Source organism: Planctomicrobium stercoris (assembly GCF_051465655.1).
GTDB lineage: Bacteria > Planctomycetota > Planctomycetia > Planctomycetales > Planctomycetaceae > Planctomicrobium.
Window position 1 is genome coordinate 1,047,197 of record NZ_CP195791.1, and the last position, 24,480, is coordinate 1,071,676.

At 57.7% G+C, this 24,480-nt stretch carries 21 protein-coding genes and 1 tRNA gene; 12 read left to right on the plus strand and 10 right to left on the minus strand.

The window, feature by feature from the left end; all coding sequences use genetic code 11:
- Positions 1–168: 168 nt before the first annotated feature.
- From mtnA to SH661x_RS04275, 3 genes are all read right to left on the minus strand, one after another.
- A complete protein-coding gene (gene mtnA / locus SH661x_RS04265; protein WP_437228335.1) occupies positions 169–1,236 on the minus strand; it encodes an S-methyl-5-thioribose-1-phosphate isomerase in 1,068 nt (355 codons plus the stop codon).
- Positions 1,237–1,307: 71 nt separating this feature from the next.
- Positions 1,308–2,474 (minus strand): FAD-binding oxidoreductase, encoded by a 1,167-nt coding sequence (locus tag SH661x_RS04270; RefSeq protein ID WP_437228337.1) that lies wholly within the window; start codon positions 2,472–2,474, stop codon positions 1,308–1,310.
- 185 nt (positions 2,475–2,659) lie between these two features.
- Entirely contained in the window at positions 2,660–3,226 is a 567-nt protein-coding gene (locus SH661x_RS04275) for a YqgE/AlgH family protein (RefSeq protein WP_437228339.1), read from the minus strand.
- 337 nt (positions 3,227–3,563) lie between these two features.
- On the opposite strand from SH661x_RS04275, the gene SH661x_RS04280 reads away from it, so the two are divergent.
- The 7 genes from SH661x_RS04280 (at position 3,564) to SH661x_RS04310 (ending at position 12,436) form a co-directional block, all read left to right on the plus strand.
- Complete coding sequence (locus tag SH661x_RS04280; RefSeq protein ID WP_437228341.1) at positions 3,564–4,622, plus strand: Ldh family oxidoreductase; 1,059 nt, start codon at positions 3,564–3,566, stop codon at positions 4,620–4,622.
- A gap of 31 nt (positions 4,623–4,653) precedes the next feature.
- Entirely contained in the window at positions 4,654–5,148 is a 495-nt protein-coding gene (locus SH661x_RS04285) for a metallophosphoesterase (RefSeq protein WP_437228343.1), read from the plus strand.
- Between the two features lie 68 nt (positions 5,149–5,216).
- Entirely contained in the window at positions 5,217–6,020 is an 804-nt protein-coding gene (gene dapB, locus SH661x_RS04290; protein WP_437228345.1) for a 4-hydroxy-tetrahydrodipicolinate reductase, read from the plus strand.
- 62 nt (positions 6,021–6,082) lie between these two features.
- Positions 6,083–7,504 carry an ArnT family glycosyltransferase gene (locus SH661x_RS04295; RefSeq protein ID WP_437228347.1) on the plus strand — a complete coding sequence of 474 codons (1,422 nt, stop codon included), beginning with the start codon at positions 6,083–6,085 and terminating at the stop codon, positions 7,502–7,504.
- A gap of 15 nt (positions 7,505–7,519) precedes the next feature.
- On the plus strand, positions 7,520–10,885 hold the full coding sequence (locus tag SH661x_RS04300; protein WP_437228349.1) for a hypothetical protein: 3,366 nt from the start codon (positions 7,520–7,522) through the stop codon (positions 10,883–10,885).
- Positions 10,886–11,206: 321 nt separating this feature from the next.
- On the plus strand, positions 11,207–11,992 hold the full coding sequence (locus SH661x_RS04305) for an LssY C-terminal domain-containing protein (protein ID WP_437228351.1): 786 nt from the start codon (positions 11,207–11,209) through the stop codon (positions 11,990–11,992).
- A 21-nt stretch (positions 11,993–12,013) separates the two neighbouring features.
- Positions 12,014–12,436: a secondary thiamine-phosphate synthase enzyme YjbQ gene (locus SH661x_RS04310; protein ID WP_437228353.1), complete on the plus strand. Its 423-nt coding sequence runs from the start codon at positions 12,014–12,016 to the stop codon at positions 12,434–12,436.
- Between the two features lie 33 nt (positions 12,437–12,469).
- On the opposite strand, the gene SH661x_RS04315 is transcribed toward SH661x_RS04310, so the two are convergent.
- Entirely contained in the window at positions 12,470–12,871 is a 402-nt protein-coding gene (locus tag SH661x_RS04315; protein ID WP_437228355.1) for a 6-pyruvoyl trahydropterin synthase family protein, read from the minus strand.
- 581 nt (positions 12,872–13,452) lie between these two features.
- On the opposite strand from SH661x_RS04315, the gene SH661x_RS04320 reads away from it, so the two are divergent.
- Positions 13,453–15,027: a 2-isopropylmalate synthase gene (locus tag SH661x_RS04320; RefSeq protein WP_437231168.1), complete on the plus strand. Its 1,575-nt coding sequence runs from the start codon at positions 13,453–13,455 to the stop codon at positions 15,025–15,027.
- 87 nt (positions 15,028–15,114) lie between these two features.
- Positions 15,115–15,531 carry a hypothetical protein gene (locus SH661x_RS04325; RefSeq protein WP_437228357.1) on the plus strand — a complete coding sequence of 139 codons (417 nt, stop codon included), beginning with the start codon at positions 15,115–15,117 and terminating at the stop codon, positions 15,529–15,531.
- Between the two features lie 9 nt (positions 15,532–15,540).
- Here the strand turns inward: SH661x_RS04325 and SH661x_RS04330 are convergent, their stop codons facing one another.
- The 6 genes from SH661x_RS04330 to folE all read right to left on the minus strand — a co-directional run bounded on the left by SH661x_RS04330 (position 15,541) and on the right by folE (position 21,197).
- Positions 15,541–15,987, minus strand: a complete 447-nt coding sequence (locus tag SH661x_RS04330) for a molybdenum cofactor biosynthesis protein MoaE (protein ID WP_437228359.1) — start codon at positions 15,985–15,987, stop codon at positions 15,541–15,543.
- 62 nt (positions 15,988–16,049) lie between these two features.
- The gene (gene moaD, locus SH661x_RS04335; RefSeq protein WP_437228361.1) at positions 16,050–16,295 is read right to left on the minus strand and encodes a molybdopterin converting factor subunit 1; all 246 of its coding nucleotides are present in this window, start codon (positions 16,293–16,295) and stop codon (positions 16,050–16,052) included.
- Positions 16,296–16,302: 7 nt separating this feature from the next.
- Entirely contained in the window at positions 16,303–19,212 is a 2,910-nt protein-coding gene (locus SH661x_RS04340; RefSeq protein ID WP_437228363.1) for an anaerobic glycerol-3-phosphate dehydrogenase subunit C, read from the minus strand.
- Positions 19,213–19,218: 6 nt separating this feature from the next.
- Entirely contained in the window at positions 19,219–19,743 is a 525-nt protein-coding gene (locus SH661x_RS04345; RefSeq protein WP_437228364.1) for a hypothetical protein, read from the minus strand.
- A 105-nt stretch (positions 19,744–19,848) separates the two neighbouring features.
- Positions 19,849–20,607, minus strand: coding sequence for a hypothetical protein (locus tag SH661x_RS04350; RefSeq protein WP_437228366.1), 759 nt, complete (start codon positions 20,605–20,607; stop codon positions 19,849–19,851).
- The gene (gene folE, locus SH661x_RS04355) at positions 20,604–21,197 is read right to left on the minus strand and encodes a GTP cyclohydrolase I FolE (protein ID WP_437228368.1); all 594 of its coding nucleotides are present in this window, start codon (positions 21,195–21,197) and stop codon (positions 20,604–20,606) included. Before folE ends, SH661x_RS04350 begins: the two co-directional genes overlap by 4 nt.
- Before the next feature lie 156 nt (positions 21,198–21,353).
- Between folE and SH661x_RS04360 the strand changes: the two genes are divergently transcribed.
- The 3 genes from SH661x_RS04360 to SH661x_RS04370 all read left to right on the plus strand — a co-directional run bounded on the left by SH661x_RS04360 (position 21,354) and on the right by SH661x_RS04370 (position 24,389).
- A tRNA-Gln gene (locus tag SH661x_RS04360) sits at positions 21,354–21,424 on the plus strand.
- 108 nt (positions 21,425–21,532) lie between these two features.
- Positions 21,533–22,639 (plus strand): tyrosine-type recombinase/integrase, encoded by a 1,107-nt coding sequence (locus SH661x_RS04365; RefSeq protein WP_437228370.1) that lies wholly within the window; start codon positions 21,533–21,535, stop codon positions 22,637–22,639.
- Between the two features lie 313 nt (positions 22,640–22,952).
- Positions 22,953–24,389, plus strand: coding sequence for a transposase (locus SH661x_RS04370; RefSeq protein ID WP_437222126.1), 1,437 nt, complete (start codon positions 22,953–22,955; stop codon positions 24,387–24,389).
- The last annotated feature ends 91 nt before the right edge of the window (positions 24,390–24,480 follow it).

Sequence of the window (24,480 nt, forward strand, 5' to 3'; positions counted from 1 at the left end):
GCGGTCAGCAAATTGAACTACGGAAGACACGGAAAAATTATCGGTGGTTTAACCGCGAATCGTGCGAATACGGCGAATAGAAAAAATTAAGATTCGCTGAATTCGCCTGATTCGCGGTTCCACTCAATTTCTTTGTTTCCGTGTCTTCCGTGCTTTCCGTGGTTCCTGTTAACTCTGAATCAGTGCCCGGACGTTTTCTTCAGTCACCGGCTGGATGATTCCCTTCTCGGTGATGATCGCTGTGATGCATGAGGCGGGGGCGACATCGAATGCGGGATTGTAAACCTGAGTCCCCTCGGGAGCGGTGGTCCGTCCGAATCCGTGGGTGATCTCTTCCGATTTCCGCTGCTCGATGGGGATATCTTCTCCTGAAGCGATCGAGAGGTCAAACGTGCTGGACGGCGCAGCGACATAGAACGGAATGCCATGAGCCTTGGCGAGCAGGGCCACGGAGTACGTGCCGATCTTGTTGGCGGAATCTCCATTGGCTGCAATTCGGTCGGCTCCGGTGATTACCGCCTGGACCCGCTTCTCTTTCATCACCCATCCCGCCATCGAGTCGCAGATGAGCGTGACCGGGACGCCTCGCTGTTGAAGTTCCCAGGTCGTGAGCCGGGCGCCTTGCAGAAGCGGCCGGGTTTCGTCCGCGTAAACCTGAATGTTCTTCCCGGCGGCCGCGGCAGCGAACATGACTGCCAGGGCAGTGCCATCACCCGCTGTCGCCAGACCCCCGGCGTTGCAGTGAGTCAGAATCCCCATGCCGTCGGAGATCAGTGATTGTCCGTGGCGACCGATGGCTGCACACATCTCACGGTCTTCGATCTCGATCGCTTTGGCTTCATCGAGCAGACGCTCGCGCAGCTGCTGTGGGGAGAGGTCAGGTTGAGCAGCCGCAGCGACTCTCATCCGCTCCAGAGCCCAGAACAGATTGACAGCGGTCGGCCGGCTTTCCGCCAGATAGTCGATCACGCTCTGCAGGCGGGCGTCGCAGGCAGCACGGGAGCCGTCTCCCAGTTCCGTCTGCAGGCCGATCACCACTCCATAAGCAGCAGCACACCCGATCGCAGGTGCCCCGCGGACCCGGAGCGACTTGATCGCTTCCCAGACCTGTTCGACCGTGCGGCATTCCATTTCATGAAACTGCACAGGGAGAAGTGTCTGGTCGATGAGTGTCAGAAAGCCGTCGCTTTCCCCCGTCCATCGCATGGTTCGGGGAGCTTCAATGGGAGCGGTCATGGTCTTGGCCTTCAGAGTCAGGCTGTGCAAAAAATTTGATTTTCAGGGGAGAAGCAGCGGAAGTCACGCTGTCAGATTCTGCCGGGGTTCAGCACATTCGCGGGATCGAATGTCTGTTTGAGTTTTCGAATCAGCGGCTCGCTGTTGAGTGGAGTTCCGAAGAGGTCCAGCTGGGTATTCCAGTTGTCATCGCAATTCAGGATGACCAGTGATCCTCCGGAGCTGCGGACTAACTGTCGCAGCGGATCCAGCAGGCTGGCAGCGGTGGAGGGTTCGGCACAACTGTCGGGGACATGACCGATGACGATGCCGCTTCCTGCATGAGACTGCACTGCGATTTTCGCCTGAGTGCACTGGTCGACAAACTGAACGACCTTTGAAGGGAGCATCGTGGCCTGGAATGTCATCGGATCGTCCGAGGCGGCCTGGTATTCTGTAAGCCCTTTCCAGAGTTTCTCTGCTGAATCTCCCTCAAGGATCACGGGGGCGACGACGTTTCCTTTTTTGAGTTCGCCAGCCAGTGCCTGTGCCTGCCATGCGGTTTCCACAGCACTCCCGGCATAGCCAATACACAGCAGATAGGGGTCGGAAGGGAGATCCTGTCGAGCTTCTGCCCGGAGTTGTCGGACCGCCTTGGCGTTGAGCAGATCAATGATGACCGGTCGTGTGGCGGAGAGATTCAGATTTTCAAGGACTGTTTCTAACTGACTGAGCTGCTGGCTGCGGACCACGACAAAGAGTCGGCTGTGCGGACGGGGAGGCAGTTTCAGCGTGACCTGAGTGATCACTCCCAGTGTTCCCAGGGAACCGATCATCAGCTTGCACAGATCGTAGCCGGCGACGTTTTTCACCACGCGTCCGCCGGCGGAGAACAGGCGACCCTGGCCGTCGATTGCCGAGATGCCGATCACGGAGTCACGGAACGTTCCATAGCCGAATCGGGCAGGGCCGCTGGCGTTGGTGGCAATCGCTCCTCCGATGGTGGCTCGATGCGACTGGGCGATATCGATCGGCAGGAACTGGTCTTCCTTGGCAAGAATCTCCTGCAGGTCATCGACTCGCATGCCTGCCTCCACCGTGATCGTCATATCACGGGCAGGGTAGTCGACCACGCGGTTGAGCCCTTCGGTCACGATGACCGCGGGCGAACCACACACTGCCCCGCCGAAGCGGAGTGCGGTTCTGCCCCCCACCGGCATGAGCGGCAGTCGTGGACCATGAAAATTCTCAGCAATCATTCTGCTGAGTTCGAGAGGGGTGGCGGGATTCCACTCTGAGGCTGGCACGAGAGGTTCTCGGTTGAAGGTTCCGGGGAGATCGTCGTGCCACGACAATGACTGCTCAGGGACTGGACTTCAAGCGTGGGAGCAGTCCGGAGCGAGAGAAAACGCCCCAGCGGTCCACTTCGTTCATATTGGACCGGTCAGTTCCACTCCGGGTGCTCACAGGTCTGGGGAAGAATCCGCTGAGAACGGAATTTTTTCGCCAGCAGTTCGTCCCAGACCAGGTAGGGGTTGGGATGGAAGATATAGCTGGGATGCGCGGGAATGGTCAGCCAGTCACCACGGGACATTTCTCCAGCCAGTTGACCCGGCCCCCAGCCGGCGCAGCCGCAATAAACGCGGTACTGGACGGGGTTGTAGGTGTCGTCGCACTGGCAGACGATGTCTTCGAAAACTTCCGCGCTGCTCCCCATGTAGACGCCCGGCACGACTGCCGCTTCTTCCGGATCGAGGTGGGCGGAGTTGTGAACGACGAACAGGGCCGCTGGCTCGACGGGGCCCCCCATGTAAATGAGATCATCGTTTTCCGGCAGGTCCAGGTGGCCGGTGAGGGCCTTGGCGATCGTGACAGCCGAGGGACGATTGATCACCAGACCCATCGCTCCATCCGGGCCATCTTCGACAATCAGGACTGCCGTTTTGAAGAAATTCGAGTCCCGTAACTGGCACCCGGCAATCAGAATTTGACCTCGAAGTGACTCACTCATAGTGGCATTTCAGGCAACGGGCGAGACGATTGTCTCCGAGGGAACGGAACTGTTCCCATTTTGACATCGACATTGCGAATCACGGCAGTGAGCCGTCAGCTGGTTGAAACTGTCTCAACTGGCTTCATGCGAAATTATACCGCAATTCAGGTTTCAGAATAGGCCACGTTTTTGTTCCGCGGAAAAAGTGAGCCGTTTAGCGACACACCTGAATCGCGAAGCGAAGCGGCCGACTTGAACCTCATGTGCGCCGAGCCTGCAGAATTTCAATCCTTCTGTGCAATACGTACACTGGGGACCTGTTTCCGGTCCCGATTCCTTACGGCGATCCTCCATCATGCCCATTCTGAACTTTGAGCAATTGATCTCTGTGGCCTCATCAATTCTTCAGGGGGCAGGGGTCTCGGAAGACGAAGCGGCCATCATTTCCTCCGAACTCGCGGATGCCAATATGGTGGGGCATGACAGTCATGGCGTCATGAGGCTGGTGCAGTATGTGGAATTTATTCGAGATGGATATGCGCGCCCCGGGGCACGCATGGAAGTCGTGAACGAAGGTCCCAATTTTGCCGTCATTGACGGTCATTTCAATTTCGGACAGGTGACCGCCCGCGCTGGACTTCAGCTGGGACTGCAGAAGGCCCGCGAGCAGGGGACAGCCACCATCCTGATTCGCAACTGCAACCATATCGGTCGACTGGGATCCTACACTCACGAGGCCGCACGGGCCGGACTGGTCGCGATCATGGCTGTCAATGCCCCGGGCCCAGGGGGAGTCGCTCCGTTCGGCGGGATTGAGCGTCGCCTGGGAACCAACCCGATCAGCATTGCGGCCCCCGCCGGCAACGACGCTCTGGTACTCGATATGACGACCAGTGCGACTGCTGAAGGGAAGCTGCGGGTCGCCAAGCAGAAAGGGGAGATGATTGACGAAGGGCTGGTCATCGACGGCTACGGCAATCCTTCCTGCGATCCCAATGCGTACTACAACAAGCCGTATGGATCGATTCTCCCTCTCGGCGGAGCGTTGATGGGACACAAGGGCTTCGGACTCTCAGTCATGATTGACGTGATCTGCGGGATCCTCTCCGGCAGCGGAGTCTGCCGTGACGATCTCCCACGCGGCGCCAATGGTGTCTGGATGCAGCTGCTGGAAATCGAACGCTTCATTCCCCGGGCCTCCTATGACGAATGGATGCAGTGTTACCTGACTTCCATCAAAGGATGTCCGCGTCGCCCGGGGGTGGATGAGATCCTGATGCCCGGAGAGATCGAACTGCGTCGCCGTGAGCAACGCCAGAAGTCGGGGGTCGATATTCCGGCGGAAACCTGGCGACAGCTGCAGGAGCTGGCTGCGTCCGTGAACGTTTCGCTTGAGCCTGCATTGGCAGGTTGAAATTCCCCTCATCCCGGATTTTTGATTCACTATGAATATCGGCGTCGTCAGCGATACTCACGGCAGCATACCCAACACGTTACAGGCAGTGACGCTGCTGTCTCGCTATGATGTGTCTGCGGTGCTCCACTGCGGGGATATCGTTTCCGCGGGGATTGTTCCGCTGTTTGCCGAATGGCCGACGCATTTCGTCTTCGGAAACTGTGATTCTGAAACCCGTTCGTTGCGGGTGGCGATTGAAGAAGCCGGCCAGACCTGTCATGGACGGTTCGGAGAGCTTGAACTGGATGGACGAAAGATCGCTCTGATTCACAGCGACGATGCCTCGTTGTTCCAGCAGACGATTGCTTCCCAGGAATATGATCTTGTCTGCTACGGGCACACGCATCGGTATGAGCATCATCAGGAAGGGAAAACCCTTGTGCTCAATCCGGGGGCGTTATATCGCGCCAATCCGCACTCATTTGCCGTCGTTAATCTGAAAACGATGAAGGTCACGCACGTTCCGCTGAACACACACGACTGATCACGGGAATCTGCTATCCTGACCTTTTCGAAACCATTTGCCCTCACCCTGAGTCCCTAGACCACACCATGTCCGAAAAAATCCGTATCGCCATTCATGGAGCAGCCGGCCGTATGGGCCAGCGATTGATTGCGCTGGCTCACGTCGATCCCGCCCTGCAGGTTGTTGCTGCACTCGAACACGCAGGCAGTCCGGCTCTGGGGAAGGATGCTGGGGAACATGCGGGGATCGGAAAGATCGGTGTTCCCATCACCGCGGAACTCACCGGTCGTGTCGATGCGATCATCGACTTCTCCGTTCCCGAGGCAGCAGTGCGAATGGCGGCCCTGTGCGCAGAACGTCGCATCCCGTTGGTGGAAGCCACCACTGGCCTGACTCCCGAACAGAAAGGGCAGATCCTCTCTGCTGCACAGGAGACGGCGGTGGTCTTTTCTCCCAGCATGAGCATGGCAGTGAATCTCGCCATGAAACTCGTCGGCGAGGCAGCCAAAGGCCTGAAGAACCTCCCATCCGGCGTCGACGTCGAGATCGTCGAACGGCATCATCGATTCAAGGAAGATGCCCCCAGCGGAACTGCACTGAAATTTGGGCAGATCGTCGCAGAGGAGATGGGCCAGACGAATCACGTGCATGGCCGCGAAGGTCAGACCGGCAAGCGACCGCAGAATGAGATCGGGTACCACGCGCTCCGCACTGGAGACAACGTGGGCGAACATCAGATCGTCTTCGGGATGCTGGGTGAGACGCTCGAAGTTTATGTTCGCGGTCATACCCGTGACAGCTATGCCTACGGCGCTCTGGCGGCTGCGAAGTTTGCCTCGGCGAAGCCAGCAGGACTCTACACGATGGCAGATGTGCTGGGACTGACATAGCACTGGCTGTCAGAGCACGAAGCGTGAGCGAGTGCATTCTTCCAGTATTGAACAGGGATTGCATGTCCGTTTCGGCTCATGATCATCGCGAACGCAGAACGCTGCTGATCATTCTGGTAGCGGCGCTCGTGTTGAGATTGATCGCTGCCTGCGGACTGCAGTACCTGCTCGACTACCGGTGGCATCGCACCTTCCTCATCGAAGGAGATGCTGAAGGGTACTGGATGCTGGCCCAGCGGATCGCTGCGGGGGAAGACTATTCCGTCTACACGCCCCCGCGGTACGTCCTGCGGATGCCGGGTTTCCCCGCGTTGCTGGCGATATCGATCAAACTGTTCGGGCCGAGTCTGTTTGCAGCCCGGCTTTTCCTGGCGGGAGTCGGGACACTCGCCTGCTGGCAGCTGTATCGACTCGGAAAGCAGGTCTTCAGCGCCCGCGTCGGACTCATCGCAGCAGCTCTGGCGGCTGTCTCTCCCGTCCTGATCGTGTTCACCGAGACCATCCTCAGTGAGACCGCATTTGCCGTCACCTTGCTGTGGAGTCTGCTGGCGGGTCATCAACTGCACCGACAGCTTTCGGGTGATCAACGTCCGTCAGTTGGGCGAATCCTTTGGCTGGCGGTTCAAACCGGTATTGCGATCGCAGCGGGGGTGATGATGCGTCCCAGCTGGCTGCTCGCTGCACCAACGGTGGCGGTGTTACTCATTCTGACTGTGCCGAATCGAGTCCGGGCAGCGTGGGCGGGCGGCTTGATCATCGCGTCGATGTACCTCGCGCTTCTTCCGTGGGGGATCCGCAATGCGCAGGTGACGGGGCATTTCACCTTCACGACCTTCTGGGCCGGCCCGAGTCTGTACGACGGCCTGAACCCGGAGGCGACGGGGGACAGCGACATGCGGTTCTTTGATCGCGATAACCTCATGCAGTCGATGAGTGAATATGAAGTGGACCAGCATTACCGGAAGGCCGCCAGAAAATATGCCTTGGAACACCCCCGCCATGTCCTGGAACTCGCGGTGGCCAAGGGGATTCGATACTGGAGTCCCTGGCCGAACGCAGCCCAGTTCAGCCAGTGGTGGGCCCGTCTGATTGTCGGGGCGTTTTTCGTTCCAGTGCTACTTCTGGCAATTTGGGGGAGCTTGTGCCTGTTCGGGTGTTCACGTGAAGGGCGTCCGGCGGTTGTATCGAGTCGTGAATCGCTCGACCAAAGCCGGAAAACGGCTGAAATCGGTGGGCCTGAGACCGCTTCGGGATCCCGTCTCTCGACTCCCGACCTCCTTCATTTTCAGAAAGAGGGGGGAGGTCTCGGCGCAGCAATCTGGTCTATGGCGATTCTGGCCGGTCCGATACTCTATTTCGCGGTGATTCATCTGGTTTTTGTCAGCTCCCTGCGTTACCGGCTGCCGGCGGAATATCCATTGCTGGTCCTGTCTGCATATGGATTTGAATCCCTCCGGCATGGTGTCGGTTCACGCAAAACCTGAATCGGAATTGTTGATGTGACTTGGAAAGGAATCCGAGGCACGCTGGTCTGGATGATTCTGCTGACGCTCATTGGAGTGATCGCAGCAGGAGGGATCGCTGCGCGCTGGTGGTCCGCCAAGGATCAGTTCATCACGACCGCCATTCACGAACACCTTGAGAAGGCGGTTCCGAGCTGTGCCATCGACTTTGAAGCCTTCCGGCTCGTCGATACCGGTCATCTGGAACTGACACACCTGATCGTCCGGTCCCGCATCACCGGAACGGAACTGCTGCGGATTCCCCGCATCGTCATCGAGATCGAGACTGAGATTCTCAGGACCCATCGCCGCCTGGTTGTCCGCGAGATTACGATGCAGTCCCCAGAAGTGATCCTCTTTCGCGGAGCAGATCAGCACTGGAACTGGGAAGGGGTCAAGGTGCAACCTCCCCCCTCAGCTGTCACTCCCAGCTGGACGATCAAAAACGGCACCGTCCGTATCGGGTGCATCTGTCCGACAGATGGTCAGATGCGATCGATGGTGCTGCAGGGGATTCAGGTCTCCGTTCAGCCGGACTCCTTCCAGAATTACAGTTTCACCAGTACCAGCGTGGCAGACACTCTCGGGCCGGTTCAGGCAACCGGGTCGATCGATACACAGTCCGGCGAATGGAAGGTTCGCGGGACCGCCGGCGAGATTCGTCTGAATGACTCGCTGCTGAATCTGGCGGGCCGGTTCGCTCCGAAAGTTCATGAGCAGCTGACCCAGCTGAAGAGCACAAACCAGGCGATTCTGGCCCAATCACAAAGTCATCTGCCGCGTCAGACAGCCACCGCCAGTCAGATCGATGTGGAAGCTGGTGCCCAGTCAGGAGCCGTTCCGATGCTGCGGGCGGACCTTTCGCTTCAGTTCGAAGCGAGTCAGTCTTCGCTGAGGTCGCCTTTGAACTATGACATTCACGGCAGTATCCATCACGGACATATCTCCGATCTGTTATTGCCGATGCCGCTGTATGACCTCGAAGGTCGATTCCGGATGACTCCGGACCTGATCGAGATCGAATCTGTCAAAGCGGCCAACGGCAGCAGCACACTCTATGTCAACGGCAGCGCCCGACGATCAACGCACGACTGGGCCAAGAACTTTCAGGTTCGGGTGATGCAGTTGCAGCTGGATCAGCGGATTCGCGGCTTTCTGTGGGGACAGCTGGGGAAAACCTTCGACATGCTGAATCCCTCGGGAACGTTCGACGTGGACGTTGAACTCTCGCAGTCGCCGGGGCAGAAGCTCGCCTACGCGATCAATCAGTTCAAAGTGACCGACTGCAGAGGACTGTGTGATTACTTCCGCTACCCCGTGGAACACGTCAACGGGGAGATCACTCAGAACGGCACTGCGTTCGAACTGCAGATGCAGGGAGAAGCCAACGGCCGACCGGTGCAGGCCCGGGGCAGAATCGACATGGCCAATCGTGATCGTGACATCGATCTGCGTCTCGAAGTGGCCGACTTCCCCTTCGACAACGCCATACGTAACGCACTTCAGCGACCCGAACAGGAGGTGATCCGGAAGGTCCTCGATTCTCTGAATCTGCACGGGACCGCTCGATCGGCTGTCGTGCAGATCATCCGGGGGGGCGAGACCGAAGGGCGCGTGGCGATCTGCATTGATGGGGAGTTAACGGACGGCACCCTGAACTATGTCGGCTTTCCGTACGAAGTCACCAACCTGACTGGCAAGCTGCGATACAATCCACTCAAGCGAAATACGTGGATGTTTGAAGAGGTTTCCGGAACACACGGAACCGCGAAAATTTCCGGCCGCGGATTCTACGATCTCGAAGAGGGGCCGGGGGCTCTCGCACTGGAGATGACCGTTCTGCAGGCGGCGCTTGATCATGACCTGGAGAAGGCCTCCACCAAGGCGAGCCCCAGTCTCGCCAGCGCCTGGAAAGACTTCAGCATCAAAGGATCGATCGACGTCGACAAAGTTTCCGTGACATGGACTCCCGACACCGATGTGCAGGTTGCTCTCGACGGCATTCACTGGAACAGCGGGCAATTCATGGCAGCCGCACTCCCGTATGTCTGGAACAACGTCTCCGGAACCATGACATGGAGTAACAACCGCCTGAAGATTCATTCGCTGCACGGCGATCACGGTGATCACAACGAAACTTATCTGCTGATCAACGGAGCCGTTCCCGATTCGGCATTTATCGAAATGAATCCCGGTCCGGACGTCGCGTGGCGAATGTTTCTCGATGAACGCATTCTGCACATCATGAAGCTGAATCCGGATGATGAGCTGCGCCGGGCTGTCCCGGTGCAGGTGGCGGATGCCCTGAAGGCGGTCGATCTGCGAAACCCGATCGACTTAAGCCTCGGTCTGGAGATGAAGGGATGGCTCAGTGACCGCAATCTGATTACCGCTTCCTGGTCGGCGCTGACCGCTTTGAAAGGAAACACACTGACCGCCGGCGTCCCTATCTCCAATGTGACCGGGAACGTTGTGCACCGGGGCAGCTGGGACGGGCAGAACCTGTGGATGGAAGGGTATGCCGAGCTTGAGACGCTCAATGCTCTGGAACTGTCGATTTATAAAGCCCGTGGACCGTTCCTGCTCAAAAACGGGCGGCTCACGCTGGGGACTCCCAAACTTTCAGGGAATGTCCCCGTCTACAATCAAAGCAATCCGTATCATCAGGAACAGCTGCGGGCCCACCTGTACGGCGGGCAGATCGGACTGGATGTCGACGTCACGCTGGCCGACACGATGGCGAACATGACTTACCAGCTGGAAGTGACCGTCAATGAGGCGGAACTCGGCGACTGGGCTAAAGAGCACAATATCAATTCGCAGCGGCTCATGGGGAAGGTCAATGGCGTCTTGCAGGCGACCGGTAAGGGGGACTCCGCCAAGAGCACAACCGGTCAAGGCTGGATTCAGATCACTCCGGCCGCACTTTATGAACTTCCCGTTTTCGCCCAGATGTTCACTGTGCTGAGTTTCCGTCCTGCCAAGCCGGGGGATGCCGCTTTCAAATATGCCTACGGGGATTTCACGATTCGAGATGAGATGTTCGAATTCACGAAGATTGAACTCTGGGGAGACGCTTTGAGCCTCGTCGGACGCGGCAATGTCGGGTATGCCGGGTCGAAAGCTTCCGCCCTCGAGCTCGACTTCTATTCCACCGCCAACAATCGCATCCCGTTCTTCGGCCCGTTCGTGAAAGCGGTGAGCGACCGCTGGATCCGCGTTTATGTCTTCGGCACCATCTCACAGCCGGTTGCGGAAATCAAAGCCCGCGTTCCGTATCTGAACGACGCCTTCGCGGGATTCATGCAGTCGCTGGAAAGCGGTCAGGCCCAGCGGACTCCCCCGCGTCCGATCACCCGCTGACATCAAGAACCCGGCGAGCGGGAGACGTCAGTCTCCCGATAAACCCTCAGTCGTGGTCGTAGGGTGCATGAAGCAACTCTGAGCAGCCGTTGTATTTCGCACGAGAAACTTTCTCCGTAAAGAAGCTCTCTGGCATCATGCGGAAGTTGCGAAATACACCGCTTTCCTGGGAAGCTCGTGCTTCATGCACCCTACTGCTGATCCGACGCGGGTCCGGCCCTCGCTATTCGCCGCACATCAAATTCGTTATTGAACAGCAGTATTCAGGCTGTCGTCTCCACCCTGTCAGGCACCTCTTCGATCAACCACGAGCCAGCGTCCATGTCCACCAATTCGACCGCCCAGCCTCATCCTCTTCACGAACGCACCAGACGTCAGCGAGTGAGAGTCATGCTGGCCCTGATGCTCTGGGCATATGTCAGCATTGCCTACCTGATCATGCCGGAAGCGTGGCATCGGTATGTACGGAAGCATCCCGCGCTGGATGACGTCCCCGGCATCACACTCACTCATTCCGGGATTCCCGGTGATCCCGTCAACCTCGCACTGGTAGGAACGCGCGAACAACTGGTGAAGATCATGCTGCTCGCGAAATGGTCTCCGGCTGACCCGGTTACCCTTCGCAGCTCGCTCCGGATCGCAGCCGATACGGTGTTTCGCCGCGAATATGTCGATGCTCCGGTCAGCTCGCTGTACTTGTTCGGACGTAAGGAAGATCTCGCGTTCGAAAAACCGGTTGGAAAGGATCCGAAGCAGCGAAACCATGTCCGGTTCTGGAAGTCGGACAAGCTGGATCCGGACGGTCGTCCTTACTGGTTCGGGGCTGCGACGTTCGATCACGGTGTCGGCTTCAGTCATACGACAGGACAGATCACACATCATATCTCTGGCAACGTCGACGCGGAGCGGGATGAGCTGTTCGCGGATCTGAATGCGACGGGAGACCTGAGCGAGACATATACTGTGACCGGCTTCCACAAGGTCCTGCAGGGTCGCAACGGCGGCGGGGACAAATGGTGGACCGATGGAAACCTGCGGGTCGGCATCATCAATCCAGATCTGCAGGCCCCCTCCCTCAGCGACGAAGAAGCGAAACCAACTCCCTGACCTCAGCCCCCTGATCCCTTTATGAAAACACTCACTCAGGAACTCTGGATGGAAGTCCCCCAGCGAAGGGCGATTATTTCCATTCACGAAGATGTCGAACGTCTTGTCAAAGAGAGCACAGTCCAGGAAGGTCTGGTGCTGGTGAATGCGATGCACATCACCGCTTCGGTCTTCATCAACGACAACGAATCGGGGCTGCACCACGACTACGACAAATGGCTCGAGGAGCTGGCCCCGTTTGAGGAGTCGCCGCAGACCTACAGACACAACCGGACAGGGGAAGACAACGCTGACGCCCACCTGAAACGCCAGATCATGGGCCGCGAAGTGGTCGTGGCGATCACGAAAGGAAAGCTCCACCTCGGCCCGTGGGAACACATCTTCTACTACGAGTTCGACGGGAAGAGGAGAAAACGCGTGCTGGTGAAGATCATCGGGGAGTAGCTGAAGAGTGATCGCGTTTAAGCTGCGTGTTCCTCACCGGCGGTAGGTGGCGAAGGCGCGGGGGGTTTCCCAGAGGCTCACTTCAACGACCGGCAGTCCCGTCTCGGCAGCGTGTTCGTAGATCAGCTTGGCAATGTTTTCAGCGGTCGGGTTGGAATCGATGATGTACAGCGGTTCCCCGAGCTGCTTCAGGGAATCAAGGGCGGGGTCACGATCGCACAGGATCATGCGGTGGTCGAGATTCTCGTCGATCCAGCTGCGGACTTCGCGTTTGATATCGTTGAAGTCGATCAGCATCCCGCGGTCGTCCAGCTTTTCCCCCTCCAGCACGATCACGGCCCGGCCGTTGTGCCCGTGCAGGTGGCGACACTTTCCAGCGTAGTTGAGCAGGCGATGCCCGTAACAGAAATCGATTTCCTGAGTGACGAGAAACATGTGGACCGTGCGGTGGGGGTACAGATTGGGATGCGAACTGCTCCTGATCATCGTGGAAGCAGGGAAACTGGCAAGCGACTCCGGCAAAAAGCTGAAAAAACGGCTGAACCTGTGTAATCGTTTCAGGGTCTGCAGACGGGCAGCCCAGGCGGCCCCGGACGCCCGTTCACCTGGAATCGGGCTCTTCCGCTTGACGAACCCCCGTTTCTCCTTCTAGTTTAGTGAAATCAGGAGTTTGTACAGAAAATGATTTCCGCCCGGTTCGATCTCGGCCTGCTACTTTGCCTGCTTCCCCTCGGGAAGTCTTAGGCCGGTGCGCTGAGTCTGCCTCGCGATTCGCATCACCCTGAGACTTTCTTGGAAGTCTCGGGGTCGTTTTGTTTTGGGACTGCCCCCTGTTCCCGGTCCGCCTTGAACAGAATTTTACCACGGAGTCACAGAGACACGGAGTGAAGCGACCTGATCAAAAGGTTCGTCCAGACCTGATGTCACCGGGGTCTGGTGAAAAGACTTTCTTGCGCACCACCGTGAGAGACACTTCAGGATTAAATCGATTTAGAATTTGAAGCGAGTTCATGATCATGGCTGATGACGTCATCACAATCTTCGATACCACTCTCCGCGATGGAGAGCAGTCGCCCGGTTGCAGCATGGACACTGCCGAGAAGCTGGAAGTGGCGGCAGCACTCGTGGAGCTGGGAGTTGACGTCATCGAGGCTGGGTTTCCGATTGCCTCGCCGGGGGACTTCGAAGCGGTTCAGAAGATCGCCCGTAAGTTTGGTGATCAGAAGGTGATCTGCGGCCTGGCCAGATGCCGTCGCGAAGATGTGGAACGGGCCTGGCAGGCTCTTCAGGACGCCCAGCAGGTGCGAATTCACCTGTTCCTCGCAACCAGCGCGATTCACCGCGACCTGAAGCTCAAAATGGCCAAGGAGGAAATCCTCAAACGAGCTGTCGAGATGGTGAAGTTCACCTGTGACCAGATGGCCTCCCGGAAGGACATCATCACTCCGAATGTCGAATTCTCGCCGGAAGACGCGGCCCGGACAGAGCTCGATTTTCTCTGCGAAGTGGTGGAAAAGACGATCGCCGCTGGTGCGACCACGGTCAACATTCCGGACACCGTCGGTTACGCCACACCGAATCACTATTACAAAGTGATCCGGTATCTGAAGGAAAACGTGTCGAACATCGGGCAGGCTGTCATCAGCACCCACTGTCACAACGACCTCGGTCTGGCAGTCGCCAACAGTCTCTCGGCAATCGAAGCTGGGGCCCGTCAGGTTGAATGCACGATCAATGGACTGGGCGAGCGGGCAGGGAACGCAGCTCTCGAAGAGGTTGTCATGGCTCTTCGCACCCGGCAGGACTATTACGGCGTCCGCACGAACATCAACACGCCACGGCTGTTTCCGACCAGTCGACTCGTCTCGGGAATCACCGGGATGGCGGTCCAGCGGAACAAGGCGATTGTCGGACAGAATGCCTTTGCACATGAGGCGGGGATTCATCAGCACGGGATGCTGCAGGATCGTTCGACCTATGAAATTATGCGTCCGGAAGACATCGGCATCGTCGGCACGCATCTTGTGCTCGGCAAGCACAGCGGTCGCCACGCCCTGCGCGACCGGGTGAAGTCACTGGGCTATGATCTGACCGATGAAGCATTGCAGCGGGTCTTCGATGACTTCATTGCCTTGGCTGACAAGAAGAAGGAAATCTACGACGCCGACATCATCGCGCTCATCGACAACCGGACCGACGAGACGGAACAGACCTGGTCGGTGAAGAGCTTTCACACTCTGGGGGGGACCGGGACGATCCCGACAGCCACCATCGCACTCGTGCATCAGGATGGAACGACGGTGCAGGATGCTTCAACCGGTGACGGACCGGTGGATGCTGCGTTCAGGTGCCTGGAACGCATTGTCGGCCTGACCGCCGTTTTGCACGAGTACAAGGTCCGCAGCGTCTCCGGCGGAAAAGATGCGCAGGGAGAAGTGACGCTCGAGATCAATGTGGAAGACCGAACCTATCACGGAAAAGGGGTGAGCACGGACGTGATTGAAGCGAGTGTCCACGCTTACCTGCAGGCCTTGAACAAGGCTCTTTCGAATCATCGGGGACGTGGCACAAAGCGTGAAAAGGGAGTTTAAGGAGAACTCAATTCGCCTGGATTGAGGATTCTCCGACTTTTTTGTCCCATAGCCCTTCCGGAGTCGTAGAATTTTGTGGAGTGAAAAGTGGGTCCGCGGGTCGTTTCTGCGGACAGTTCACTCCGCGAATCCGGAGGGGACGCTGTGGGACATCACCGCTTGTGCATTCTGCTCGCAGCCTGTCTCGTGTTGAGCCTGGTTCAACCCGTCGAGGCGAAAGTGCGGATCTACGGCGGGCCGGTTCCATCGGTTTTTTCGGGAAGATACTACCCGCCGGGAGGCTGGATCGGCGGGCCTGCGGAGAGTGTCATCTGGGTCAAAGGGAATCCGGACGCTGCTCCCGGAAAAGCCCGGCGCAGCGAGCGACAAATCGACCTGAATCCCCGTTTCGTTCCCGGGACCGCTTTTGTTCCTCCCGGTTACGTGCCGTCGTACTTCCCCAGGACAATTTACTTTGCCGATGATTACATCGGGTATTACTCGGGCTCGGCAGTAGACCGGTGACGGGGCATTTCATGCGGGATCAATTCCCGGGTGAATCCACTCAGTGGTGCCGTCGTCCCAGTTCTCTTTCTTCCAGATGGGCACGCGGACTTTCAGTTCGTCGATCAGAAACTCGCCGGCATCAAACGCGACTTTACGATGAGCGGAACTGACAGCGATCGCGACACTCGCTTCCGTCAGCTCCAGATGCCCCAGACGATGGACGACGGCGACTTTCAGCACCGGCCAGCGACTGCAGGTTTCTTCAACCAGTTCAAGCATCGTCTTCAGTGCCATCTCGGGATAGGCATCATAGTCGAGAGCTGTTGTTCTTCGGCCATACGTCAGTTCCCGGACCGTCCCCAGAAACAGCACGACAGCTCCCGCCAGCGGCGTGGTGACGAATTCCAGCAGCTGCTGTGAGTCGATGGCGTTGTGAACAATCTCAACTCGATGGTCCGGATTCGACTGATTCATTCTGACCTTCGTCTGCGATCTGTGCTTTCACCATTGATGAGGAAAGAGTTTCGATCTCGCGATCATCCCCCGCTCACTGGCGGGAAACAGGCGACAGTTGCGCCGGGGGGAATGAGGGATTCATCGGTTGCGTAGTCTTCATTCACAGCGATGAACAGCTGAGAAAGCAGCGGCTTGATCGCTGGGAAATCCTCCGCCAGCTTCGCCCGCAGTTCGCGGACACATCCATTGTCTGGAATCGAAAGTTCGACCACAGGTTCTCCGACCAGGTCTTTCACTCTCGCAAACAACTTGACCTGAACCTGCATAGCGGCCTCACGAACTGGTTCTCAGGGCAGCGAACTGCTGTTGAAGTTCGGGCATCAAGCCGTATGCCATCGCCATGATTTTCAGCGGATGAAGCGTCGGCACGGAGGAATCCTGTTCCATCTGCATCCGGCAGCTGCTGCATTCCGTAGATCCGGCCCGGAACCGGGGATGACGCATTTCAGAGATGAGGCCCGCCCCCATCGCCATCGACTTGTGAAAATTCTTGGCACTCAGCCCGAACGCTCCCGCCATGCCGGAGCATCCTTTCTGAATCCGCTTCAGCTGCAGGTCTGGAATCAGGGTGAGCAACTCCGCCAGCGGGCTCTCCTGAGACAGGTATCGCAGATGGCAGGGAGTGTGATATCCAAACTCCAGCGCGACGGATGCGAAGTTCGTCTTCAGTTTGTTCTGGGCGTGAAGTTGTTGCAGATAGGCCCCCGCTTCAATGGTCTGTTCCGCGACCAGATGCACGTCCGGATGCGAGACCAGGCGGGGATACTCATATTTCAGGCAGACGGCTGCCGTCGGTTCGGTGCAGATGATCGGCTTGCCTTCCCGTGCGTACTCCGCGAGAAGTCCGACATTCACCTCGGCCAGTTCACGGGCAGCATCGAGATCTCCCGCTGAGATCATTGCCATTCCCGAGGCGACCTGCTGCCGGGGAACGGTCACGCTGATTCCGTGATGCTGCATGATCCGTAGGAAAGCGCGGCCCAGATCGTGATCATGATGATTCACGAAGTGGTCGACGAAATAGACGGCGTCGGCCCGCTCAGCGAGAGACCGCGAATGATTCAGTGTCCGCAGAAACTGACCGTGGGAGAAGCGGGGGAGCTTTCGCTGATGGGCGATCCCCAGGAATTTCTCGATCAGCCAGCGGATTCGCCGGTTGTTAATGGCCCAGTTCGCCACTCGCGGGAATCGACAGGCAAGCTTGCCGAATGAATGAGCCCGGGAGAGCAGGTAGTCGGCGTGCGACAATCCATTGGCCGCTACGCATTGAGCCTTCGCTTCAATGGCCAGTGCGGGAATCTTGACGGACGAGGGGCATTCCAGCTCGCACTGCTTGCAGTTGAAGCATGAGTCGGCCAGTTCCTTGGCCTGATCGGTCGAAAACGTTTTGGGCGCGATCGTGCCGTTGACGATCGACCTCATCAGGTTCGCTTTCGCTCGGGGGCTGGCGTCTTCCAGTTGATCGACATGGAAGAACGGACACATCCTCAGCTCATCGCTCTGCACCCGGCAGTCGCCACACCCGTTGCAGCGAAGCGTCGTCTCGGCGAATTCTCCACTCTCCCATTTCAGCTGTAACGGGACCAGTGGGTTGTTCTCGTCTTCGGCCGATTGAGGAATGCGGAAATCCTGAATCGTCAAATGGGCGTCGTTGCTGATGATCTTGCCGGGATTCAGCAGGTAATTCGGGTCGAAGAGTTCTTTCACCTGCTGAAACACACGGTACAGCGGGCCATACTGTGTGCGAATGAAAGCGGTGCGGGCGAGGCCGTTTCCGTGTTCGCCACTCACGGTTCCCCCGCAGGCAATCGCTACTTCATAAACTTCACGGGCCAGAGATTCGATCTGACCAGCGTTGCCGATCTGCGGGACATTCATGAACGGGCGGAAATGGACCTGACCCGAGGCAGCATGGGCATACAGCGACGCTGTGATCCAGTGCTTCTGGAACACTCGCTGAGCACGCAACAGGAAGTCCCGGAGAACTTCCGGTGGGACAGCGATATCTTCAATCAGCGGGATCGGACGTGTTTCGCCCCGCAGCTGATTGAGCAGGGGAACGACGCGAGTCGGCAGCGACCATAGAAAATCGACATCCTCTTCCGTCTCCGCTTCCATTGCGACCAGCGATCCCGGGTCGGCATTGTGAATGGCCGAAAGAGCCTGTGTCAGCCGGTGTCTGAGAGGCAGATCCCCGAATTCAGCAAACTCGACAAGCAGGGCGGTTTCCGCGCTCGCGGGGATGAGAGCAGCAAAGCGTTCGTTCGAATCTCGCGCGAGCGACAACAATCGGCGGTCCAGCAGATCGCAGGCGCTGGGGTCCAGCAGACAGACGGCCTGGACCGCTTCGACTGCCTTTTCGAGATCGCGGAACAGAATGAGCGCCGCCACCCGCTGTTTCGGCAACGGTAACGTCTGCAGCGTGGCAGCAGTGAAGAGTCCCAGTGTCCCTTCCGAACCGACGAGCAGCCGGGGCAGGTTGATCTGCTGATCCTGCAGAATGGTTCGAAGATGATAACCGGAACAGTTCCGTTGTAATGGCGGCTGCTTCTCATCAACAAGTGATTTGTTCACCGAGAGGAGATGCGAAAGACGGGCGATCAGTTCGTTGCGACGTGGCGATTCCTGATCGCCACTGACATTTGTATGAATGCCAGCTTCGAACAGACTGCCGTCGGCCAGTACCGTTTCGATGCTCTTGACATGATCGCGGGTGGAACCGACACGGACTGCGTGAGAACCAGCTGCATCGACCGCCAGCATCCCGCCGACAGTTGTCACTGCGGTGTTAGAGGGGTCCGGGGCGAAGTACCGGCCATGCGGCCGCAATGCACGATTCAGCTGGTCTCGCACGACGCCTGCCTGCACCCGGACGGTGTCAGCGTCGATCTTTTCGATCAGCTGCAGGTGTCGGGAGAAGTCGACGACCAGCCCGCGACCGAGGGCTCCTCCGGCGAGACCCGACCCGGCTCCCCGAGGGATCAGCGGGAGTTCCGTATCGCGGGCGTACTGGGCCAGCGTCACCACATCTTCGCGATGGCGGGGAAAGGCGACCCCCAGCGGACGGATCTGGTAGATGCTCGCATCGGTCGAGTAGATCTCTCGCGCAACATCATCGAAGCGGAATTCTCCAGTAAAGAGACCCGCCAGATCCTCTGCGATGCGTTGCTGCTGCTCATCCAAGGCGAATTAATTCGTTTCTGCTGAGTGAGGTGGGTGGGCCGAGTTTCTGGAGGCTTCCGATCGTTCGAGACGGATCCGCTCCTGCCGGTAGCGCTCGGCCAGTTCGTGATTGAATCCCCCATGCTGACTGACGTCGGCCTGATGATGCTTCGTGCGACAGCGGTAACAGACAAGCACATCCGGCATCGTCATATAGAGAACCATGTCCAGCAAAGCGAATCCCATCAGGATGCCCAAAGCCAGCTCGGGACGATGATATCCCCAGGCGACGCTGCTGGTCACCGCACCCAGTGCGACGCAGCTCAGCCCGGCCCACTGCGGAAAATTCTTCTGTCTCCACAAGTCTTCGTTTCCGCAGCGCAGACACTCCGCTGGGACCGAACGATTGCCGTCAGCCTTCTCGGGCTCGCCTTCGATTCTCTGGACCTCTTTGGCCCATTCGCAATGCACGCATGTCAGACGCGGGGATGCACCCAGTTCCTCCGACCGATTCGGCTGATCGCAGCGAGGGCAGTGGAACGTCAGGTACATATGCAGGCTGGGGCAGGTCAATGACGTAATGGAATGTTCTGCGAATGATCGAATTGGATCACATGTGTTCGCGACGGGCCCTCATCCAAGTTATCAAAAATGATTTCAGTTTACCCGCTCCACCGACAGCAAACTTGCAGCCATTTCCCCCATGAAGACCAGAATCGTCGCAGCGTAGAGTACCCCTGTTGCGGACTGCGTGTTGCGATATCGCAGAATCCGCAGAGTCAGCCCAGCCATGATCAACGGGCCGAGTAAGCCTCCCCAGCGGAGAGCCATCAGAGTCCAGTTCCCAGCCGGCGAACCGGAAGCCACCGCATGAAGTGCGAGCACCACCACGATCCGCAGCGTCACCGTCCCGCCGAACAGACGGGTGTAGTTCATCAAAGGCTGCAGCGACATTCCAGTCGCTGTCAGGTACCAGTGCCCGAGCAGCATCGCGGCCGTGGTCGCTCCGAGAATCCAGGCTGCTGAAAGGGAGTTCATCGCTGAGAGAAGATTCGGGACGACAGACCGGCTCGTCGAACTGTAGCTGATCAGGAGCACTCCCGCGGTCGCCAGCAGGAGAATCAGGACGGCGAAGACTGTTCCTCCGCGTCGCCGTTCCAGAGTCCAGGCCATTGACCCTGCAAACGACAGGAACGCCAGGCACAGTCCGATGCCGAAACCGAATGACGGAAGGAGGTCTGCGGCGGAGAAGAGTGTTCCCCGCAGCTGATTCGAAGTGACTGTCGCCAGAACGCTCAGGCCCAGAACCAGCAGCATCTGAATCCGAAAAAAGCCTGAGGTGATCTGCCTGCGAGGCGCGACGCACCACACCGTCGCCAGTCCGCAGATCAGTCGCAGGGCGAATTCAGGGATCATCGCTTTCCGTAGATCAGGGACATTGCTTCGGCGCGGCTGGAGTCGTTCTTTTTGAATAGCCCACGAACTGCGCTGGTGACCGTCAGCGCCCCTGGCTTGCGGATCCCCCGAATGGTCATGCAGGAATGTTCCGCTTCGATCACCACGATCACCCCTTTCGGATCCAGCTCCGAGACGAGCAGGTCCGCGACCTGTTCCGTCATTCGCTCCTGAACCTGGGGGCGATGCGAGATCTCTTCGACGATCCGGGCCAGCTTGCTGATGCCGACGACACTTCCCTTGGGGATGTAACCGACATGAGCTGTCCCGATGAACGGGAGCAGGTGATGCTCGCACATGCTGTTAAAGCTGATGTCGCGGATCAGGACCAGTTCGTCGTAGGTCTCTTCAAAAGTCTTTTTGAGGTGCCGGGCAGGGTCGGAATGCAGGCCGCTGAACAGCTCCGCGTACATCCGGGCGACCCGTCCTGGAGTTTCCAGCAGGCCGTTGCGGTCGGGATCTTCGCCGATCGCAGCCAGAATCTCTCGAACTGCCCGTTCGATCCGTGGCTGATCCACCGGATTCGCTTGCCCCTGCTGCTGTTCCGCCACGCGACTGATCCTCCCACCGATGCACACTCAAAATCACAGCGAACCGGAGATTGTAGACGTGTGTCCACTCTGATTCCATCGGACGCTGGAGGGAGCTTTTCCGGAATTCAGACTTGGCACGTCCCGGAAAAGTGAATACGATTCGCTCCACAGCACTGCCTGATAGTGTAACGGTAGCACGAAAGATTCTGATTCTTTTAGTCTAGGTTCGAATCCTAGTCGGGCAACTTCTTAATCTGTAATCGCTTACGGCGAATCTCTGCATCTGATTTCGATGGGTTTGACCCACTTTTGACCCAAATTTATGGGTCTGGTCCCCTGAAATCGGCAGCACAATGTATGGCAAGCCACCCAAGATGAGATGGCACAAGCCGTCGAATCGCGCTTACGTTTTCCAGAATGGGAAACGGAAATATCTGGGAATCTGGAACACCCCTGAGAGCCGGCAGGCATACAGGGATCTGGTATCGCGGTTGCACGGTTCGTCCGTTCCCTACAACACAGCCGTCCAGGAGTTGTGTGAGGCATTCCTGACGTTTGCTGCGGAGTATTATTCAGCAGGGGAACTGTCCACATACCGATCGCTGCTCCGGCTGTTGGAAGATCAGTTTGGGGCACTGCTCACTTGTGAGTTTTCCCCGCTCAAGCTGAAGCGATTCCGGGAGGGGTTGATGATCCGGCATTGTCGGAAACAACTCAATCTCCGCATCCACCGCATTCGCAGAGTGTTCAGATGGGGGGCAGAGAATGAACTCGTTCCAGGGCAGGTGGTAACGGATCTGGCATGCGTATCTGCTTTGCGTGCGGGACGTTCAACAGCCCGGGAATCCGAACCGGTGAAACCGGCATCAGCAGAAGCCGTGAAAGCGGCTATCGCCTTCATGACATCTCCCGTGGCAGCAATGGTGCAGCTGCAGCTGTTGACAGGCATGCGTCCGGGAGAGGTTCGACTGCTGAGACGTGAGGGACTCAACACATCAGGAGATGTCTGGAACTATCAACCATCGCAGCACAAAAATCTCTGGCGAGGCAAGACTCGGATCATTCTTTTCGGTCCGCAGTCTCAGGAGATACTTAAACCGTTCTTGATCACTGGCAGATGTGAATACCTATTCAATCCGCAGTCTGGCCGGGCAGAGTTCACGCGATTGAACTACAGGGAGGGAGCAGGTGCAGCAGTGCGGAACGGCAAGGCAAATGCAAACAAGCCGTACACCACCCACGGCTACATCAGCAGCGTCTACAAAGCTTGCGACCGGGCAGGAGTTGAACGCTGGAGTCCGAATCAACTCAGGCACAATGCAGCCACGATGATCAACCAGGCCTTCGGGGACATTGACGCCAGCCGCGTTGTACTTGGGCACTCCGAAAAGAGCACGACAGAGATTTACGCTGAGAGGGATCTCGGAAAAGCGATTCAGATCATCAGGGAGATTGGATGAAGAGATTCACTGTGTTGTAGGGTTCCTTGCAACATAGTGGGTGACTTGTGACAGATCACATCGGCTGACAAATATTACCGGTGCTGTGGCGACCGGATTGAATCCGCCACAAACGCATTCCATAGAACGGGAGACTTAGAATGACGGACACTGCATTTGAGACCGGTTTCAATCAGGATTTGGCAGAGGCGATGTACACAAGGCTGCATGAAGACGATGGACTGTTAGCAGCCCGTTGAATTTCCTTTCTTCGCTTGACAGGTCTGGTAGATTGCCGGTGGTTCGGATTTCAGGCATTCAGGGAGGGTGACCGATGGCGTTGGGGAAGCGGGAGGAGTCGCAGCAGCAGGAGTTCTGGACTCCGACAGCGAATCTCTCCAAAGGGCCGGGGCATGTCTTTTATGACAAGCTCAATCTGGTGCTGGCCAAGGCGGGATTCGACAAGGCTCTCGAGGCCCTCTGCTCGCCTTATTACGCCAGCACGGGTCGCATGTCGATTCCCCCGGGTGTGTACTTCCGCATGCTGCTGGTCGGGTACTTTGAAGGGATCGACTCCCAAAGAGGCATCGCCTGGCGGTGCGAAGATTCTCTCTCGCTGCGAAGGTTCCTGGGCATTCCGCTGGGGAAAGAGACTCCCGATCACAGCAGCCTGACCCGCATTCGGGATCGGTTGCCGCTGGAGATTCACCAGCAGGTGTTCCAGCTGGTGCTCAGCATCATCGATGAGCATGGACTTCTCAAGCTGAAATCAACCGGTGTCGACTCCACGTTGCTGGAGGCCAACGCCGCCATGAAGACGATCGTCCGTAAGGACTCGGGTGAAGACTGGAAGGAGTTCCTCAAACGCCTGATGCAGGAGGAAGGGCTGATCGAAGAAGATGATGATCCCAGCGACGACGACCTGCGCAAGTTCGACAAAACCCGTCATCAGCAGGGGAAGAAGAAGGTCTCCAATGCCGACTGGGAATCGTCGTCAGACCCCGATTCCCGCATCGTGAAAATGAAAGATGGCCGCACTCATCTGGGCTATAAGGCTGAGCATGTGATCGACCTGGAGAATGAGTTCATCCTCTCCGCCACGGTGTGTCATGGGACGAACAGTGATGCCGGCACGCTCATCGAAAGCGTGGTGAATGCCCAGCAGAACGTGATTCTCGCTGGCAGTCCGGAAGAGATTGAAGAGGTTGCTGCCGACAAGGGGTATCACAAGAACGAGACGATCACGCAGGCCACGCAGCTGGGACTGCGAACGTACATTCCCGAGCCCAATTCACAACACAATCGTACGTGGACGGACAAGCCGGAGGAAGTGCAGCAGGCAGTGCTCAATAATCGTCAACGGATGAGTCGAGCCAAAGGGAAGAACCTGCAGCGTCAACGCAGCGAGAAGGTGGAACGCAGCTTCGCCCATGTGTGCGAAACCGGCGGAGCGAGGCGAACGTGGCTGCGAGGACTCGAGAAGATCAACAAGCGTTACCTGATCGTGACCGCTGCGAGGAACCTGGGTCTGCTCATGCTCAAAGCATTCGGCATCGGCAAACCCAGAGGTCTGCAAGGCGGAATCCGGGCCATTCTGGCACTCTGGGGAACCTGCACGCTGCTCTGGGCCGCTCTGAGAAGCTGCCTGCGATCGCTCCAGGCAAGGACAGCTCATCCGATGGCGTTCCGAGACATCAACTGGCAATTGAACCCACAGCGACCACGTACACCCCGGAAACTCCAAATCATGCCAACTTCAACGGGCTGTTAGGTGAGGCTCCTTCAGTTCATGAACTTGTCCAACTGCTGAAAGGTAGTGTCAAACTGCTTTCAGGTAAGCGAAAAAAGGAGCTGAAAGAATT

Excerpts from the sequence above, each read along its gene's own strand:
- mtnA (WP_437228335.1), bottom strand. The coding sequence starts at position 1,236 with ATGACCGCTCCCATTGAAGCTCCCCGAACCATGCGATGGACGGGGGAA.
- SH661x_RS04270 (WP_437228337.1), bottom strand. The coding sequence starts at position 2,474 with ATGATTGCTGAGAATTTTCATGGTCCACGACTGCCGCTCATGCCGGTG.
- SH661x_RS04275 (WP_437228339.1), bottom strand. The coding sequence starts at position 3,226 with ATGAGTGAGTCACTTCGAGGTCAAATTCTGATTGCCGGGTGCCAGTTA.
- SH661x_RS04280 (WP_437228341.1), top strand. The coding sequence starts at position 3,564 with ATGCCCATTCTGAACTTTGAGCAATTGATCTCTGTGGCCTCATCAATT.
- SH661x_RS04285 (WP_437228343.1), top strand. The coding sequence starts at position 4,654 with ATGAATATCGGCGTCGTCAGCGATACTCACGGCAGCATACCCAACACG.
- dapB (WP_437228345.1), top strand. The coding sequence starts at position 5,217 with ATGTCCGAAAAAATCCGTATCGCCATTCATGGAGCAGCCGGCCGTATG.
- SH661x_RS04295 (WP_437228347.1), top strand. The coding sequence starts at position 6,083 with ATGTCCGTTTCGGCTCATGATCATCGCGAACGCAGAACGCTGCTGATC.
- SH661x_RS04305 (WP_437228351.1), top strand. The coding sequence starts at position 11,207 with ATGTCCACCAATTCGACCGCCCAGCCTCATCCTCTTCACGAACGCACC.
- SH661x_RS04310 (WP_437228353.1), top strand. The coding sequence starts at position 12,014 with ATGAAAACACTCACTCAGGAACTCTGGATGGAAGTCCCCCAGCGAAGG.
- SH661x_RS04315 (WP_437228355.1), bottom strand. The coding sequence starts at position 12,871 with ATGTTTCTCGTCACTCAGGAAATCGATTTCTGTTACGGGCATCGCCTG.
- SH661x_RS04320 (WP_437231168.1), top strand. The coding sequence starts at position 13,453 with ATGGCTGATGACGTCATCACAATCTTCGATACCACTCTCCGCGATGGA.
- SH661x_RS04330 (WP_437228359.1), bottom strand. The coding sequence starts at position 15,987 with ATGAATCAGTCGAATCCGGACCATCGAGTTGAGATTGTTCACAACGCC.
- moaD (WP_437228361.1), bottom strand. The coding sequence starts at position 16,295 with ATGCAGGTTCAGGTCAAGTTGTTTGCGAGAGTGAAAGACCTGGTCGGA.
- SH661x_RS04345 (WP_437228364.1), bottom strand. The coding sequence starts at position 19,743 with ATGTACCTGACGTTCCACTGCCCTCGCTGCGATCAGCCGAATCGGTCG.
- SH661x_RS04350 (WP_437228366.1), bottom strand. The coding sequence starts at position 20,607 with ATGATCCCTGAATTCGCCCTGCGACTGATCTGCGGACTGGCGACGGTG.
- SH661x_RS04365 (WP_437228370.1), top strand. The coding sequence starts at position 21,533 with ATGTATGGCAAGCCACCCAAGATGAGATGGCACAAGCCGTCGAATCGC.
- SH661x_RS04370 (WP_437222126.1), top strand. The coding sequence starts at position 22,953 with ATGGCGTTGGGGAAGCGGGAGGAGTCGCAGCAGCAGGAGTTCTGGACT.